The organism is Streptomyces albipurpureus, assembly GCF_023701525.1.
GTDB lineage: Bacteria > Actinomycetota > Actinomycetes > Streptomycetales > Streptomycetaceae > Streptomyces > Streptomyces albipurpureus.
Map to the genome: position 1 here is coordinate 1 of NZ_JAMQAW010000095.1, position 14,557 is coordinate 14,557.

Here is a 14,557-nt window from a genome sequence, read left to right on the forward strand (position 1 = left end):
GGCGTCAGGTGCCAGCCGGCCGGTACCGGGCGAACATCGGGCCGTACACGGCGAGCGCCGCTCGCTGCTCAGGGCCGGGGAATCGCAGGCAGCCCGGCGACCGAAGTCGGACTGACACGGCCGCCCCCCTCCCCGGGGTGGCGGGAGAGGGGCGGCCGTGGCCGGTCGCTGCACTCAGCTCCGGGCATACCGGCCCTCGCGCCTGCCGGGGCCGGTCAGTGCCGTCGGTCCTTGCCCTTGCCCTTGCGCTTGCCCGTCTTGGGTGGTTTGTCGAGCATGGGCCACCCCTCCGGCGTGGGGCTGTCATGCGGACGCAGGATCCTGTCCAGGGCGGCGAGCGGCGGGTCGTACTCCGGCCAGCCGTGTTCTTCCGTCGCCGTGATCCGCGGCGGGATGGGCGGCGCGTTCTTCCGTTCGCTCTGCAGTTCGTACAGGTGGGAGGTGGCCATGCGCCAGCCGAGGTAGAGGATGCTGAGGTCTCCGGCCGACAGGTCGGCGTGGAGCGGGAGCAGGAGATCGAGCCACTCTTCGGGCTCGTCCAGCCAATAGGTCAGCTCTCCGTCCTCCTCGTACCGGGCCAGCGTCACCACGGCGTCGTCCCGCCTCACCTGGACGCTGACACCGTGGAAGTCGTCGCCGACCAGGTAGGGGCGCAACGCATCCACCGAGGGCAGGGTGGTCCGGAACAGCAGTGACAGCCGGCCGGAGCCGTGCCAGTACAGGAGCAGATCGACATTCTCCATCAGTGCGCTCAGGTCGAGCTGGGGGTCGGTGTCCTCGTCGCAGTCGATGATGTAGCCGTCGTCATCGACCTCGGCGTGTTTGGTGTGGACTGACCCGTCGAATGTGCGGCCGATGGTGCGGCCCTCGTAGTAGACCCGTGGCGTGTGTCCGCTCATGTGCTGCCCCCAGGTTTGTCGCGGATAGGCGGGAGACCCCTTCCTACAGCGCCCGCCCCCGGAGCTGCACCGATTCGGGTACCGCTGGCGCGAAACAGGGCCCCTGGCCGGTAATCGACACCTTTCCCTCCACGGCCTTGATCCCGGAGCGGGGCAGCGCGCAGGGCCCCCAGCACATGACAAAGCCACCCCGGAGGACGGCTCCCTGCCGGGCGCGGGTGGCGCACCTCGCCTTGTATCTCGTACTCGACACATGCTCTGAAAGCCACACCCGGACCCCCTGGGTGAGCCAACCCTACGAATGGCTCGCTCAGCCCGTTCAACAAGGTAGGGAGAGCTGACTCCCGGCCCGCTCTGCCACCCGCCGCGGTGTCCGCGGACAGCCACGGGGGCCGGGCACCGTGCCACTGTCCCCGTGCCGACGCGGGACTGGGCGGGCCGGTCAGGCGATGCGGGGCTTGCGCCCGCCCGTCTTCCCGGGTGGTGCCTTCTTCGCTGCCGTCTTCTTGGCGGTCCGTTTCTGCGGTGGCATCTGGTGGACGGTCGCGTCCTCGCCGCGCGCGGCGCGGGCGGCCGTGACGGACTCGGTCAGCGCCGCCATCAGGTCCACCACCGGGGCACTCGGCGCCTCCTCCCTCGTCCCGGCGCCAGTCGGTTGGCGGCCTTCGGTTTTGGCGTTGATGACGGAGGTCAGGGCCTCGGTGTAGGCGTCGGTGAAGCCGCTCAGGTCCTCCGCGGAGAGTGCGTCGGCGAGTGCGAGCGCATTGGCCACTTCCTCCTCCGCGGGGGCAGGCTCGTCTGTACGGGGCACGGATATCAGGGTGGGGGAGCGGACCTCGTCCGAAGCTAGGAGCTGCTGCAGCACCAGCACTCCGTCCGTCACCCGCAGCAGGCCGAGCCGGGTCCGGTCACGGAGCGAGTACCGGGCCACCGCGACCCGATCAGTGCGCTGCAACGCCCGGGTGATCAGCGCATACGGTTTGGCGGCGATGTCGCCCCGGGCTGCGAGGTAGTAGGAGCGGCCCAGGCTGATCGGGTTGACCGAGGTGGCCGGGTTGAACCCCAGGACCTCGATGGCGCGGACATGCTCCAGCGGGAGACTGTCGAGATCCTGATCGGTGATCTCGACCAGGGAACCGTCCAGCGTCTCCCACCCACGGCCGATCTGGTCATGGCGAAGCTGCTGCCCGCACACTTCGCACGTCGTCCGGTTCCGCACCCGGCCGAGATCCGCCAGGTGCATCTGTCGGAAGGTGACGCTGTGGGATTCCGTGGCCGGCAGCACGGACACCGATATGGTCACCAGCCCGAAGCTGACCGCGGTGGTGAGCAGGGACGTCGGCACCAGAAACCTCCAGACCTCCCCTGGGATCTGCACCCAGCGTACGAGCCCCAGCCGCAGGACGCGCGGACTCGACCGGTCAGCGCAGCCGCCCCAGTCACCCAGGATGCGGTTCCGGGCTTCGTCACGGCCGGGGGCGGCGGGGGCGAGGGCCGTGCCGGTTGTGCTGGTCCTGTGCGGGGATGGATGGGCTTGTACCGGCTTGCATCACCGGTCGGCGCGGTGCAGCAGGTGTGCGGCCCGCTGGTGGAGCGGTGCTGTGAGGGGGAGGTGGTCGCCGCGGGCGACGTGGTGCAGGAGTTCGGTGATGGTGACGAGTTCGGCGAAGCGTCCGGCCGGGGTGTCGAGGAGACGTCCGAACTCGCTGCGGATGCGTTCGGCGGTGGACGGGACGAGGAGGCTGCAGGTGTGGAGCATGGCGGCGTCGTAGCCGGCCGGGGCGAGTCCCCAGCCTTCCCAGTCCACGATCTGAAGGCTGGGTGCGCAGAGGTTGGCCCAGTGCAGGTCGCCATGAGCCGTGCGCCAGGATCGAACGCCGGTGTCGAGGGGGACGCCGAGGAAGCGGGGCATGGCCCAGTCGAGGTAGCGCTGGGTGATCGTGTGGCGGCTTGTGGGGACGGCGGCGACAGCCTCCAGAGCGGTGCGCAGCGCTGTCCACCAGTGTCCCGGGAGGTCCGGGTCGGCGATCAGGACGGAGGCGCTGCTGATGGTGGGCGCCGTGGTGTGGTCGTAGAGCTCGGCGCGGTACCTGCCGTGCGGGTCGTCCCAGTCGTGGTGGGCGCGCAGCCGCGGCCGGGGGACGGCGGTGGGAACACATTCTTCGGCGGTCAGGGGGCCGTCCCAGAAGGTGAGATCGGCCTGGTTCGCGGGGATGCCGGCCAGGCGGAGCCATGCGGGTCCGCCTGGTGCGGAGACGGGCCGGCTGAGGGTTCGGCCGCGCCACCCCCAGGCCTCCCGGGCGGCCGGGGCGAGGCGAACGCCCAGGGCGGAGCGGGCCCTGCGGTGGGCGGTGCGCATCCGCTGAGCGGTCTGGGCATCCTCTGGCGGGGGGTGCATCAGTCCGCTTCCCTCAGGGGCGGGTTCATGAGGGTTTCGCGGGCGGCCCGGGCGAGGACCGCCTGCGCCGCTGCGGGGATTCCGAGACGGTTCCAGTGGAAGATCACCAGTTTCGCGAGGACGTCCCGCAGGCCGCGCTCGAGGGTGCCGTCGCGGGCGGCGTCCGCCAGGCTCCGGCCGGCTCCGGTGAAAGCGACTGCCCACGGGGCCGCGGTGGGCAGCGGTCCGCCGGCCTGGTAGAGGCTGCTGGTGGGGGTGGTGTCGAGGGTCAGGAGCCGCTGGAGAGCGGGTTTCATGCCGCGCAGCCGGTCGGGCGGTGGTTCCGTGGTGAGGGGGCGCATGCGGACGACGCGGTCCCAGACGTCGGCCTGCTCGTGTTCGTCCTGCCGCGCGCCGCGCAGCAGCGCCGTGCACAGCAGAACGGACAGCTCCTTTCGGCCGACCGCTCCTGCGGAGTTCGTGGTGCGGTGGTGGTGCCGGAGGTAGGTGAGGACGTGGTGGCTGTCGGCGTGGAAGAGGGCGTGGGCGATGTTCATGCCGTCCGGGCCGCCGAAGGCCAGGACTTCCGGCTCGTAGAGCGATTCCCGCCACCTGACAATCTGGCCGGCGCACACAAGATCGTCCAGAATGTCGCTGACGTTCTCCCGCAGTTCGGCAGTGGTGTCCGGACTGCCTGGGTGGCAGCGCATGCGCCAGTACGGGTGTTTGCGCAGGAACCACCAGGCGCGGATCCGCCCGGCCTCCTCCGCTTGCCGCAGGCGGGGGCCGAGGTGGACGGCGGCGGTCTCCTCGGCACCGGTCCATTCAGGGAAGGCGATGCGGACCTGTACCCAGTCGCGGTTGTGGTGGTCCAGGGCGGCTTGTCCGGCAGCCCGGTAGGTGTCGACCGCCTCGGCGAGGTCTGCCGGGTCCAGGCCATGCCGGGCGGCGGCCTGGTCGAGCGGGGTTCCGGTGAGGACGGCCAGCACAGGTTCCTCGGTGACGGGCCGCGCGGACGTCGGCATGCTGTTCACTGTGGTCCGGTCAGGAGGCAGAGGTCCCAGCCGGATGCTGTTCGCCCGCACGACCGGTCGGCCAGCACGGCGAGGGCGGGGCCGGTGGATCCTTCGAGGAACCCCGTCTCCTGCGGGTGGACCTGGTCGTGGAGCAGGGTGCGGAGCCGGGGAAGGTGCGCGGCGAACGCGTCGGTCAGGGCGTCCCGGGCGACCTGGTGGGCGGTGTGGAGGAGGCCGGCGGCGCCGTGGCAGATCCCGGCGTCCTGGACACGGGCGAGCTGCGCGGGGTCGGCGAGGCAGGACAGGAGAGCGCCCTCGGCGGCGTTCTGGCGGGCGGTGTCGCCCAGAGCGCGGGCGGCGAGCTGCTGGGCGCGGACCAGGCCGGGGGTCCCGTAGCACCAGCTCGGACGCCGGGGACCGGGCCGGGCGACACTGCCGGTGCGGTGCTCGGTAAGGGTGATCCACTGCGGCCACCACGGCCCGGAACTGCCGGTCTGGCGCCACTGGTCCAGCCAGGCACAGATGTACCGGATCGCCTGCAGCTGGCCGTCCACCGCGGTGCCGCGCAGGGCGGTGAGGGACAGCAGGGCGAGGACGCCGGCGATGCCGTGCGCCATGCCCAGGTTGGCGTGACCATCGCCGAACTCCGGTCCTGTGCCGGCGGCCGGGGCGGCCGGAGTCCACCAGCCGGGGAGCCGGTCGGTGTCCCGGTCCAGCGGGCGGGTCAGCCGGACGAGATAGTCGAGCACCTCCCGCAGCACCGGAGCGTTCGGGTTGCGGCCGAGGAGGTAGGCGCCGAGGCCGGTGAGACCGTAGAAGAGGTCGAACTCCCGCGGCAGGGGCCGCTGTCCGCAGTCGATGCGTGCGTGGGCCTGTTCGAGGCGCCGGGTGGTGAGGTGGATGATCCGGGCGTCAAGCTGGTGAAGGGCCCGGGCGTAGCGGTCGCTGTCCCCGGCCGCGGTGTGCAGGGCGAACGCGACGGCGGGCGCCCCCGTATACAGACCGGCGCTCTCGTCGGCGACCAGGTCCGTGGTGCAGGCGGCGAGGGCGGCGTGTACCTCCTGCCAGGAGCCGGAACCCCGCCGTGCGTGCTCGACCGCCAGCAGGGCGGCACCGGCCGCGCCCCGGGCGAGGGACTGCGCCCGCACGGCGGCAGCGCCTTCGGTGGACGCCGTGGTCATCGCGTGGTTCCTTTCTGGCTGGCTATCCAGGCGAGTGCGGCGGAGCGGGCGAGCCGGAAGCAGGTCTGCTCGCCCGCCTCGTCGATCCCTGCGGTGCGCAGGTGGTGCAGGTGCAGCAGGGAGGACAGCACGCTCCTCGGGTCCTCGCCGTCGCCGATGAGGCGTTCGCGGTAGGCGGTGAGCGCCTCACGGCGAATCGCCCACGCCTCGACTGTCCGCTCTCCTCCCGGCAGCGCCCGAACAGCGGCGAACCCGTCCCCGGGGACGGCCAGCCGCATGGCTTCCTGATGGAGTGAGCGGGCCGGATGCGGAGCCGCCGTGGTGGTGATGTGGCCGGTCAGCCAGCGCATCGCGGTGGCGGTGTCACCGGTGAAGGAGACCGTCAGGTCGACGAGACCCGCAGCGACCACGGCCTGTACTGCGCTTCCGCGGTCGCCGGTGGTGAGTGCCAGCTGGGTGAGGGCGGCGGCGGAGTCGGCGGCGAAGACCGTTTCGGCGGCGCTCAGGGTCTGCCCGGTGCCGTAGCGGCCGGTCTCGGGGTAGTAGGTGTCGAACTGGACGCGGCCGATCAGCCCCCGGCGCCGCAGATCCGCCGCCCAACCGCCGACCGAGGCGGCGGCGTTCCCGAACCCGTCCGGCCAGGACAGTCGGATGCGCAGGCGGATGTGGTCGGACGGATCACGGAAGCGCACGAACCACCACTCGCCCTGCTCGCCGAAGCCAGCCCACAGGCGCGGCAGATGCTCCAGGAGGATCGGCGGGTGCAGGTCCGCTGGCGCGTACAGCTTCACGAAGACCCAGCCCGAGGCGCCTGGGAGGTGGCCGTGGTCGCGGGGGACCGGCACCGTGTTCCCGGCCCGTCGCAGCGGTGGCGGCGCGGGGGTTCGGGTGGAGGCGAGCGCCAGGGTGATGTCGTGGGCCCGTCCGAACCAGCCGTACTCCGACTCCTCCGGCGCTTCCCGCACTGTGGCGTGCCCAGGGCGATCGAGCTCGGCGCGCAGCAGGCCGGCGTCGGCGGCATGGTCCAGCCGCAGGCGTAGCCGACGGTCACTGTCGCCGGCGTCCACGGCGGCGGGCAGTCGCAGGCGCCGTCCCAGATCCATCAGGGCCTGATGCCACTGGGCGGGGGAGGCGGACGGTCCGGGGAGCTCGCAGGCGGTGATGCGCCAGGTGGCCGGGGCGAGGACCGTACGGCCGTGGCGGATGCGGGGCAGGAACGGCAGCTTCTGCGCCGCTCCCCAGGCGAATGGGCCGAAGGCTGCGGCGCGGGCGCGCGGCACCTCGCACAGCAGCCGGGCCAGCGGATGCGTCTGGTGCGCCAGTTCCACCGCGTTCAGCAGCGCGGGCTCCACGACCTCCCCGGTCGCCCCCGCGATCAGATACATCCCCTCCGGGTCTGCGGTGACCGCCAGGTCCTCCAGCCGCACCTGCGCGGGGGAGGGGTAGTCGGCGACGGATATGACCCGGGGCAACAGGGCGGGGGAACGGCTGACGTTCTCCGTCCGCACGTTCAGCGGCGGACTGGACACCTGGGCCCGCACCGCACCCCGTGTCAGGGTTGGCAGCTGCTGGTACGCGGCCTGCATACGATCGCGGTCGACGGCATCCAGGAGAGCGAGGAATCGCCCCGTCGTGGCACCGGCCGCCGGGCTCAGCCCGGTGACAACCAGCGTGAAGTCACCCCGGTCCAGTGCGGCAGGCGTCCGTGCGTGGATGCGGAACCGCAGGTCGATGTGCGGCAGCGGCGCCCCTGCCGCTCCGGCGGACAGGGCGTCGACCACCTCGTCGGTGAGCACGACTTCCCGGACACCGTCGAGGGCTGCCCGCTGGGCCAGCGCCAGGACCTGCTCGTCGCGTGCCGTGAACTCCGGCGCCGGCCGGGGAGCGAGCGAGCCCCGGTATCCGGCCGGGAGTCCGAGACCGGTGACGGGGGCGGTGAGCTGGATGACCGGGACGGTGCCGCCGGGCCCGTACCGGTCGAGGAACCGCCGATGATAATCGCGCCACGACCGTGACCCGGCCGGAGCAGGAGTGAGTCGGGCCAGAACCCCGGCGGCGTTCTCCGCCTCCCGCGCGACCGCCTCGGGCAGCGTCAGCGAGCAGTCCAGCCGCAGATCAACCCGCAGCGGCTGGCCCGCCACCTCGGTCAGGGCCTGCATCCGGCCGGCGACACAGGTTCGCAGCGCCCGGCGAGCCATGGGCGCAGCCGTGTTGTGGGCGGCGAGCCCTGCCTCTACCTCCCGTAACGCGTGGACGAGAGACGCGACGGCGGGAACGCTCCCGGCGCCAGCGGCGGCCAGTTCGCCGAGCACATGACCCAGGCCGTCGACCGCCGTCATCGCGGGCCGCAGGCTCGTGAGCAGGAACCCGTGGGCCACCAGCTCCGCCACCAGACCCGATAAAGCAGGTAAAGGAGTGCTGGGATAGGCGGCTCGGAGCCTACCGATCAGCCGGGCGACCGGGACGGGTGACGACGCGGCGGCGGACATCACCGTCGCGACGGCCCGGGTATGCCGGATCCCGATCTCACCAGGCCCGCGCTCCTCGTCGCGGGCCGGGCGCCGACAGGGAATCAGCAGGCGCCCGTCGCGCACCACACAGGTGGGATCGGCCGCGACGGACAACCGGCCCAGCAGCTCCGGGAACGACTCCAGCCGACGGATCACGTCCGCAAGCCACACGGCATCCGCCCCCGCCACCGCCGTGTGCTCCCGACCCCACCGGATCTCCAGACGGGATCCGATCCGGGCGGGTGCGACGCCGGCGAACAGCCCGAACGGAGTGGACCGGTGCGCCCAGCGCACCAGGTAGCGGTGCAGCGACACCGCCGCTCGCCGAACACGCCGGGAACTCTCCATCCCGCCCGCGACGATGCGGCCCACCTGTTCGGCCAGCCCGGGACTGGCCAGCCCAACGGCTTCCACCACCGCCTCGATCGCCCACACCTGCCCGATCCACCGCCGCCAGCTACCGCAATCCGCCTCCACGCATCCCGACTCCTCCGGGAACGGCGGCAGGGCGAGGCCATCCGGGTAGGCGGTGGCACGTACCAAGGCCGCTTCCACCTGCCGGTACATTCCCGCCCCCATTCCCCTCCTGGGCACCCGCACCCGGTGCCGGGCCCCCTGGGCAGGGGCCCCGGCACCGGGGCCGCAACGGCCTGCCGCTCAGTCGATGACGCACCCAGCGCAGGCGCTCTCATCCGTGCTGCCGCAGTTGTCACTGGTGCTGTTCATCAGCACCCCGGCCAGCGAACCCCTCTCGGCGAAACTCACGTCCAGGTCGAAGTCGCCCTGGACGAACGGTGTCTCGTTGTCCACCAGATCCCCTTCTGTAGAGAGATGTGCCAGAACACCTGACCGCGGGGCTTAGCGCCCCTCGGGCCAGGAGATCGTGAAACGGAACGCCGGGCGCTCAATCACCCGCCCGGGGGGAAGCTCCTCGTCCGATGTACCGGACCGGTATGCGGCGATCTCCGCGCGGTCGTTGAGGTGGCTGCGGTGCCAGGTCTTGATCTCCTCCACCAGCCGGGACGCCGCCTTTCCCGCTTCGGGCCCGTGTCCCACCGCGCCGAACTCGAACTCGGTCCTTTCTTCGCTGGTGGGCCGCATCGTCAGATAGGCGAAGGACGCGTCCCCTTCGAGGAGGGTGGACACGCCCATACGTGACCAGGAGGCCACCACACCGCGGTCCCGGGCCTGCCGGGTGGCGGCCATCAGCGCGTAGTCGGGCAGGGCGGACATCAGCCACAGATCCAGGCCCTCATACGACAGCCCCCGGCCCAGGGTCACCCCCGACCACGCCTCCACCCGCAGCCCGGACAGGGCCTCCCGGAGCTTCGCCCCGTCCGCCCGCGTCCCGTCCAGCCGCAGCCCTACCTCCTCGCCTGGCACGTTGTGCAGGACGACCAGGTCCTGCCGCAGCTCGCCGCTGCCCTGCATGGGCACAAAGCCGCAGACCTCGTAGTCCGTGGACACGAGCCGGTCGCCGTCACGCTGAAAAGCGACCGACCGGGTCAGCCCCCGCATCCGCAACGGCGCCACGATCCGCCCCGACCCGGCCAGCTGATCCACCCACGCCGGCGCGAGATCCGCCGCCTCCACCGTGACCACGATCCGGTCGTACGGCCCGTGCTCCGGCACGCCCCCGGCCCCGTCTGCGACCACAGTCCGCACCCGCCCGTACCCGGCCGCGGACAGCAGCCCACGGGCGCGGTCGACGACCTCCGGGTCGATATCGACCGTGGTCACCTCACCGGACCCGCCCACCAGCTCCGCGATCAACGCCGCGTTGTACCCTCCCGACCCGATCTCCAGCACCCGCATCCCGGGCCGGATATCGGCCTGCTCCAGCATGAACGCCTGAATCCGCGACGCGCTGACCGAGCTGAGCGAAACCCCCTGCGCATCCCGCTTGGTGACCAGCGCGTACTCCGCCGCATACGCCTTCTCCGGCGTCACCTCGGGCAGGAACACATGCCGGGGAACAGCGCGGATCGCCGCCTCCACCCCGGGCGTGCGCAGCGCGTCGAGCCGACGCAGCTCCGCGATCATCTCATCGAGTAACTGGGCATAGTCGGAAGGGATTTGATGCTGGCCGGTCGTCATACGGCGACACTATCCAACCCGGAGCTCCACCACGACGGCGCGCGCCGAAAGCGAGACGGTCAGGGCGGGCCAGGGGACCGGGCCCGGCCCCTGGCCAAGGTCTGGGCCGCAGGGCCCGGGGCCGGGGGCGGAGACCGGTCCCGTTGCCTCCGCACTCTCCCCGCTTCGCCTCTTGGCGCCCGGCCGACCGGGGACGCCGTGAGGAGGCGAGGAGGACTGTGTGCTGTGCTGACGGCGCGGGTTGCCGAGCGCAGCCGATCCCTATGGTGCCCCAAGAGATCGAGGGGCCGGCCGTGTTCACGACCAGGCGAGCACCATGGCAGGACCGGGGCACTCCAGTACCCGCCCGATATCCGGCTGGTGTTCCGGGACACCCTGGGGATACACGCGGAGCACCGGTGCGGAGTCGCCGCGGTGGTCGCGGTCCCACACCCGCAGCTGTTGCGCGAACTCCTCGGCCACAGTGCCGTCCCGGCCGTGCCACGCGACGCCGTACTCGAACCAGGCGCCGACCGAGTCCGCCGGGCGCATCGTCAGATAGGCGAGGCTGTCCGCATTCCAGGAGGCGGGACTGCCGCCCGGCAGCACCTGAAGGCCGTCCGGGGCATCCCGGTCCGCGTGCAGCCGTCCGAACACCTCCAGCACCGCCGCCAGCCACAAGTCCACGACCGGCCGGGTGCCCTCGGTGACACCGACCGTCACCCCGGTCCACACCTCACGCCGCTCGCCCGCCAGAGCCGTCGCCAGAGCGGTGCCATCGGGCGGCGGGCCGCCGTCCCACCTCAGCCGGACCCCGTCGGCCAGCCGCGTCGTCGTCACGGGATTACGCGCGTCCGGCCCGCGCATCCGCACGAAACCGCACTGGTCCCAACCGTCCCCGCGCCAGTGATCCGCCTCCCGGGTGAAGGTGAGCAGACGCCCCAGCCCCCGCAACCGGAGCGGGACCACCAGACGCCCGTCGTCGGCCAGCCGCTCCAGCCACGCCCGGGCGACCGATGTGGCCTGCACGGTCACCATCAGGCGGTCGTAAGGGGCACCGTCGGGAACCCCGACGGTCCCGTCGCCGGTGACCAGCCGGACATCCCCGTACCCGGCCGCCGCCAGACAACGCCTGGCACGCTCGATCACCTCGGGATCGATGTTCTGGCTGGTGACTGAACCCTCCGCGCCGACCAGATGCCGCAGCAGGGCCGCGTTGTATCCGCCGGAGCCCACTTCCAGCACCCGGTCGTCCGGCCGCACGTCCAGGCGCTCCAGCATCGTGGCCACCAGCCACGGAGCCGAGACCGAACTGAGTTCCGTCCGCGTCACGCTTGGTGAACACCATATCGTCGCGATACGAGGCTTCCAGCGGCACACCCGGAGCGAACAGATGCCGCGGCACCGCCTCGAACGCCGCCGCGACCAGCGGTCTGGTGATCCTGCCGCCGTCCCGCAAGGCTTTGACCAGATCGGCGTTCAATGCTGCGGCAGTGGTAGCGGTGTCCACAGACAACCCCAGTACCCGTTCAGATCGCGGGAGTCCCGCGCATCCTGGCAGCTCGCCACCACGGAGTCGAGGACCACCGGCAGTCCTACGGCACTTCCCGCCCCGGTCGCGTGACCCCCTGGTGCGCCGGGGCGTACCGGCCACGGACAGGCGCGCGTTCGCGTGCGGCTGTCCGTAACTGCTTCTGAGCTCCGCTGATTCACCTCTTCGCCCCGGCCGGCGCCGGGCGCGGCCACGGGCGGCGGGGCGTGCCTGCGTGATGTCCTGGCGGAGCCGGTTGCGCGGCGTGTCCGAACATGCGCAACCGGTGAGTGGGCTGCCTCGCGGGCGGGATGACCGGCACCGCGCGGTGGTTCTGCCACGGTCCCTTTTCCGCTTTTTGGGCGAGGAGTTCGACATGCGCAGGAATCTGATCACCGTGCTCGCGGCTGCCGCGGCACTTGTCATGCCCGCGCGGCCACCGCCGCGACGGCGGCCGAGACCGCACCGGATTCCCGGGTGACCGGGGCTCAGGGTGTGTACCACTACACCGGGAGTGATGTCCGGGCCCGGGCGTGGGCCGACTGCCGGGACGGCTGGACCTGCTTCTTCACCGAGTACGACGGCGGGGGCGCCATGTGGCGGGTGCCCAGCTGCGGCCGGCACGTCGTACCGGCGGCCTTCAACGACAGCCTCACCTCTGCCTGGAACCGCACCCCCACCACCATCGACATCTACCTCCACGGTAACTTCACCGGATTCATGGGCGGCGTCCCCAGTAACTGGCAGGGCAACCTCGCCCCCGCCGACAATGACAGAACCAGCTCCGCCGACGCACGCTGCTGACCCAGCCCCAGACCCACGGAGAAGCCCCCCGTATCCCACCCCGGCCAGGGCCCGGGGGCTTCTCCGTGCACAAGCCCCCCCGGCCGCGCCGACGGCCCGAGGTCCGCCCGCCCGCGACGGCCTCAACGGGAGCCGTGAGCCGGGTTCCGTACAGGGACAGCCGGGGCAGAGGTCAGGCAGCGGTGGTGAGGGCGGATGCCGCATCGCCGGGCCGAGCACGGCCGGACGCCCCGTCCCCGAGGGGCTTGCTCAGCGCGCTGGGGGTGCGTTTCAGGGCCATGCGCTCACACACCACCTCACCCTGGTCGACGTCCGACCAGTACGGGTGCGTGGAGACGACGATCGACAGATCCACGAGCAGGTTTCTGAGCCTGGCTTCCTCGCCTTTCTGGGTTTCCGAGTAGCCGGGGCTGTCCGGCATACCGCCGATGCGGTCGCTGTGGAGCTGCTTGTCCCCCTCCCACCCCGGCGCCGGCTCCACCGACCAGGGCAGCTCCCGGCACAGCGCCGTATAGGCCGCACGCTCCTGGTGGAGCCGCAGCTGCGCGTCACGGAGGTCCCGAGGGAATGCGAAATCAGCCATGGCTGAAATGATAGGCGTGGGCGATCGTTACGCGGCGGAGGGCGACCCTGATACTGCCTGTCCCCGGTCGCGCACTGGTACACGGTGCACTCCGGTGCCACGTCCTCAATCACAGCCGCCCGCCCTGCGGCCACGTACCCCGATCTGCGCGCCTCACCGACCGGGATTCCTCCTGCTCCTGCCGGGCGAGCCCGATGGCGGCGTGTACAGGGCCCAGTCCTCAAGGGCGAGTCCTGCCTCGGTTCGTGCGCTGAGCCGGGCCCGGACGGACAGTTCGGTGCCGGGCAGGTCGCGCAGCCTCTTGTCGGTCGCCACGGTGATGACCCACGTCTCCACCGGGACCAGGACCTGCCCGCCGTACCAGGCGGCCAGCGACACCAGCGTGGTGCGATCTCCCGCGCGGACCACGGTCGCGCGCGTCCGGACATGTGGCGGTACACCGCGCATGCGGCCCCCTTGCATCCTGCAGCAGGGGGCGGTTCATATCTTCCCCTGTACGGGGCACTGTTGGCCAGAGCACGGACGGGGACGCCACCCTTACGGCTTGTCCCCGTCCCTGTCATCAACGCAGCACACGGCTCCTCGGCCGCCTGTCATCACTCGCTCTCCGCCCTCGCGTCGGCTCCTCGCCTGGGTTTGCTATCAGGTTCGCCACTCGTGGCGCCGGGGTTGCAGGCTGTGAGACAGGTGGCGAGGAGGACGGTGCTGATCAGGGTGTGGCGGCGTGCTCGTCACGGCAGGCTCCTGCTGATTACAGGGCTGATGTCGCCTCATGGTCCCAGTTCGGTATGGGTGACAGGGGGTCAGGTGTTCTGGTCTGTCCCCGGCGTACTACACCGGCGGCCTGCTGCGCAGCGGAGCCTAGGTGGCGTAGCTCCGGTCCTCAACCGCAACAGCAACAAAGCACTAGCCAAGCCGTACTGGGAAAGCTGGGCGCGAACCTGAAGAGGGTCGTTCTGGACAAGTTCTAGCCCCATGTTCAACTCCATTATGAACGTGTTCAATAATGGAGTCACGTGGTGGTCCGCGCCCGGGATGCGGGCCCGTCCTTCGCGCCCAACCGCACCGGAGAGCGCAGACATGATGAGTTGGGCTTGCACCCGCCCCGCGGCCTGGACTCTGGCCGCCGTCTACGTCGGACTGATGATGGTCTTCGGACTAGTCTCTGATATCACAGGGGATGCGGACAGAAACTCCTGGGTGCTGTACGTGTCCCTGCCTGGATCGGTGCTGTTGTACGTTTTCGTTGCCATGCCCCTCACCGCCGCATTCGGGCATTTCGACAAGGTGATCGCAGAACCCTTCGGCTCGTTGATCTGGTCCACGCTTGACGCGGTTGTGAACGTCTTGCTGGTATGGGGCGCCGTGTCATTCTGCCGGGTAGGCAGGGCGGAATGGCGTCGTTGACGCCAAGTGCAGTCAAGGTGCTGTTCCGCAGGCGGTGCAGAGGATTCCTGTCGTGGGGCTCCACGCACACCAACGGTCCTGTGGCCGCTGCCGTCGGGAGGCCTGCCACTGCCGCGCGTCGAGGACCAGGCCGTGTACAGCAGCCCTGGCGCTAGAGTGAAAGCACCAGGCGG

General features: G+C 71.2%; 13 protein-coding genes. 2 read left to right on the forward strand and 11 right to left on the reverse strand.

Translation table 11 applies throughout. The features are described 5' to 3' along the window. Nucleotides 1-215 precede the first annotated feature (215 nt). The 9 genes from NBG84_RS37455 to fxlM (NBG84_RS37495) form a co-directional block, all read right to left on the reverse strand. Entirely contained in the window at nucleotides 216-899 is a 684-nt protein-coding gene (locus tag NBG84_RS37455; RefSeq protein WP_250924185.1) for a hypothetical protein, read from the reverse strand. Nucleotides 900-1,341: 442 nt separating this feature from the next. Further along, nucleotides 1,342-2,244, reverse strand: a complete 903-nt coding sequence (gene ku / locus NBG84_RS37460; RefSeq protein WP_250924186.1) for a non-homologous end joining protein Ku — start codon at nucleotides 2,242-2,244, stop codon at nucleotides 1,342-1,344. 204 nt (nucleotides 2,245-2,448) lie between these two features. Next, the gene (locus NBG84_RS37465) at nucleotides 2,449-3,297 is read right to left on the reverse strand and encodes a hypothetical protein (protein WP_250924187.1); all 849 of its coding nucleotides are present in this window, start codon (nucleotides 3,295-3,297) and stop codon (nucleotides 2,449-2,451) included. Next, nucleotides 3,297-4,301 (reverse strand): thiopeptide-type bacteriocin biosynthesis protein, encoded by a 1,005-nt coding sequence (locus tag NBG84_RS37470; RefSeq protein WP_250924188.1) that lies wholly within the window; start codon nucleotides 4,299-4,301, stop codon nucleotides 3,297-3,299. The genes NBG84_RS37465 and NBG84_RS37470 overlap by 1 nt, the downstream gene beginning before the upstream one ends. Nucleotides 4,302-4,306: 5 nt before the next feature. Then, nucleotides 4,307-5,473 (reverse strand): lanthionine synthetase C family protein, encoded by a 1,167-nt coding sequence (locus tag NBG84_RS37475; protein ID WP_250924189.1) that lies wholly within the window; start codon nucleotides 5,471-5,473, stop codon nucleotides 4,307-4,309. Further along, the gene (locus tag NBG84_RS37480; protein ID WP_250924190.1) at nucleotides 5,470-8,550 is read right to left on the reverse strand and encodes a thiopeptide-type bacteriocin biosynthesis protein; all 3,081 of its coding nucleotides are present in this window, start codon (nucleotides 8,548-8,550) and stop codon (nucleotides 5,470-5,472) included. The genes NBG84_RS37475 and NBG84_RS37480 overlap by 4 nt, the downstream gene beginning before the upstream one ends. 90 nt (nucleotides 8,551-8,640) lie before the next feature. Continuing rightward, the gene (locus NBG84_RS37485; RefSeq protein WP_250924191.1) at nucleotides 8,641-8,793 is read right to left on the reverse strand and encodes an FxLD family lanthipeptide; all 153 of its coding nucleotides are present in this window, start codon (nucleotides 8,791-8,793) and stop codon (nucleotides 8,641-8,643) included. Between the two features lie 48 nt (nucleotides 8,794-8,841). Beyond that, nucleotides 8,842-10,080, reverse strand: coding sequence for a methyltransferase, FxLD system (fxlM, locus tag NBG84_RS37490; RefSeq protein WP_250924192.1), 1,239 nt, complete (start codon nucleotides 10,078-10,080; stop codon nucleotides 8,842-8,844). Between the two features lie 297 nt (nucleotides 10,081-10,377). Further along, complete coding sequence (gene fxlM / locus NBG84_RS37495; protein ID WP_250924193.1) at nucleotides 10,378-11,391, reverse strand: methyltransferase, FxLD system; 1,014 nt, start codon at nucleotides 11,389-11,391, stop codon at nucleotides 10,378-10,380. Nucleotides 11,392-12,067: 676 nt separating this feature from the next. Between fxlM (NBG84_RS37495) and NBG84_RS37500 the strand changes: the two genes are divergently transcribed. Beyond that, the gene (locus NBG84_RS37500) at nucleotides 12,068-12,394 is read left to right on the forward strand and encodes a peptidase inhibitor family I36 protein (RefSeq protein WP_250924194.1); all 327 of its coding nucleotides are present in this window, start codon (nucleotides 12,068-12,070) and stop codon (nucleotides 12,392-12,394) included. A 172-nt stretch (nucleotides 12,395-12,566) separates the two neighbouring features. Here NBG84_RS37500 and NBG84_RS37505 read toward each other — a convergent pair whose 3' ends face one another. After that, the gene (locus NBG84_RS37505; RefSeq protein ID WP_250924195.1) at nucleotides 12,567-12,977 is read right to left on the reverse strand and encodes a hypothetical protein; all 411 of its coding nucleotides are present in this window, start codon (nucleotides 12,975-12,977) and stop codon (nucleotides 12,567-12,569) included. A gap of 153 nt (nucleotides 12,978-13,130) precedes the next feature. Further along, on the reverse strand, nucleotides 13,131-13,424 hold the full coding sequence (locus NBG84_RS37510; RefSeq protein WP_250924196.1) for a hypothetical protein: 294 nt from the start codon (nucleotides 13,422-13,424) through the stop codon (nucleotides 13,131-13,133). Nucleotides 13,425-13,952: 528 nt separating this feature from the next. Here NBG84_RS37510 and NBG84_RS37515 point away from each other — a divergent pair. Continuing rightward, the gene (locus NBG84_RS37515; RefSeq protein WP_250924197.1) at nucleotides 13,953-14,384 is read left to right on the forward strand and encodes a hypothetical protein; all 432 of its coding nucleotides are present in this window, start codon (nucleotides 13,953-13,955) and stop codon (nucleotides 14,382-14,384) included. Nucleotides 14,385-14,557: the final 173 nt, after the last annotated feature.

Bases quoted from the DNA above. Each gene is read 5' to 3' on its own strand.
- NBG84_RS37455 (WP_250924185.1), bottom strand. From the start codon at position 899: ATGAGCGGACACACGCCACGGGTCTACTACGAGGGCCGCACCATCGGC.
- NBG84_RS37465 (WP_250924187.1), bottom strand. From the start codon at position 3,297: ATGCACCCCCCGCCAGAGGATGCCCAGACCGCTCAGCGGATGCGCACC.
- NBG84_RS37470 (WP_250924188.1), bottom strand. From the start codon at position 4,301: ATGCCGACGTCCGCGCGGCCCGTCACCGAGGAACCTGTGCTGGCCGTC.
- NBG84_RS37475 (WP_250924189.1), bottom strand. From the start codon at position 5,473: ATGACCACGGCGTCCACCGAAGGCGCTGCCGCCGTGCGGGCGCAGTCC.
- NBG84_RS37480 (WP_250924190.1), bottom strand. From the start codon at position 8,550: ATGTACCGGCAGGTGGAAGCGGCCTTGGTACGTGCCACCGCCTACCCG.
- fxlM (WP_250924192.1), bottom strand. From the start codon at position 10,080: ATGACGACCGGCCAGCATCAAATCCCTTCCGACTATGCCCAGTTACTC.
- NBG84_RS37505 (WP_250924195.1), bottom strand. From the start codon at position 12,977: ATGGCTGATTTCGCATTCCCTCGGGACCTCCGTGACGCGCAGCTGCGG.
- NBG84_RS37510 (WP_250924196.1), bottom strand. From the start codon at position 13,424: ATGCGCGGTGTACCGCCACATGTCCGGACGCGCGCGACCGTGGTCCGC.
- NBG84_RS37515 (WP_250924197.1), top strand. From the start codon at position 13,953: ATGTTCAACTCCATTATGAACGTGTTCAATAATGGAGTCACGTGGTGG.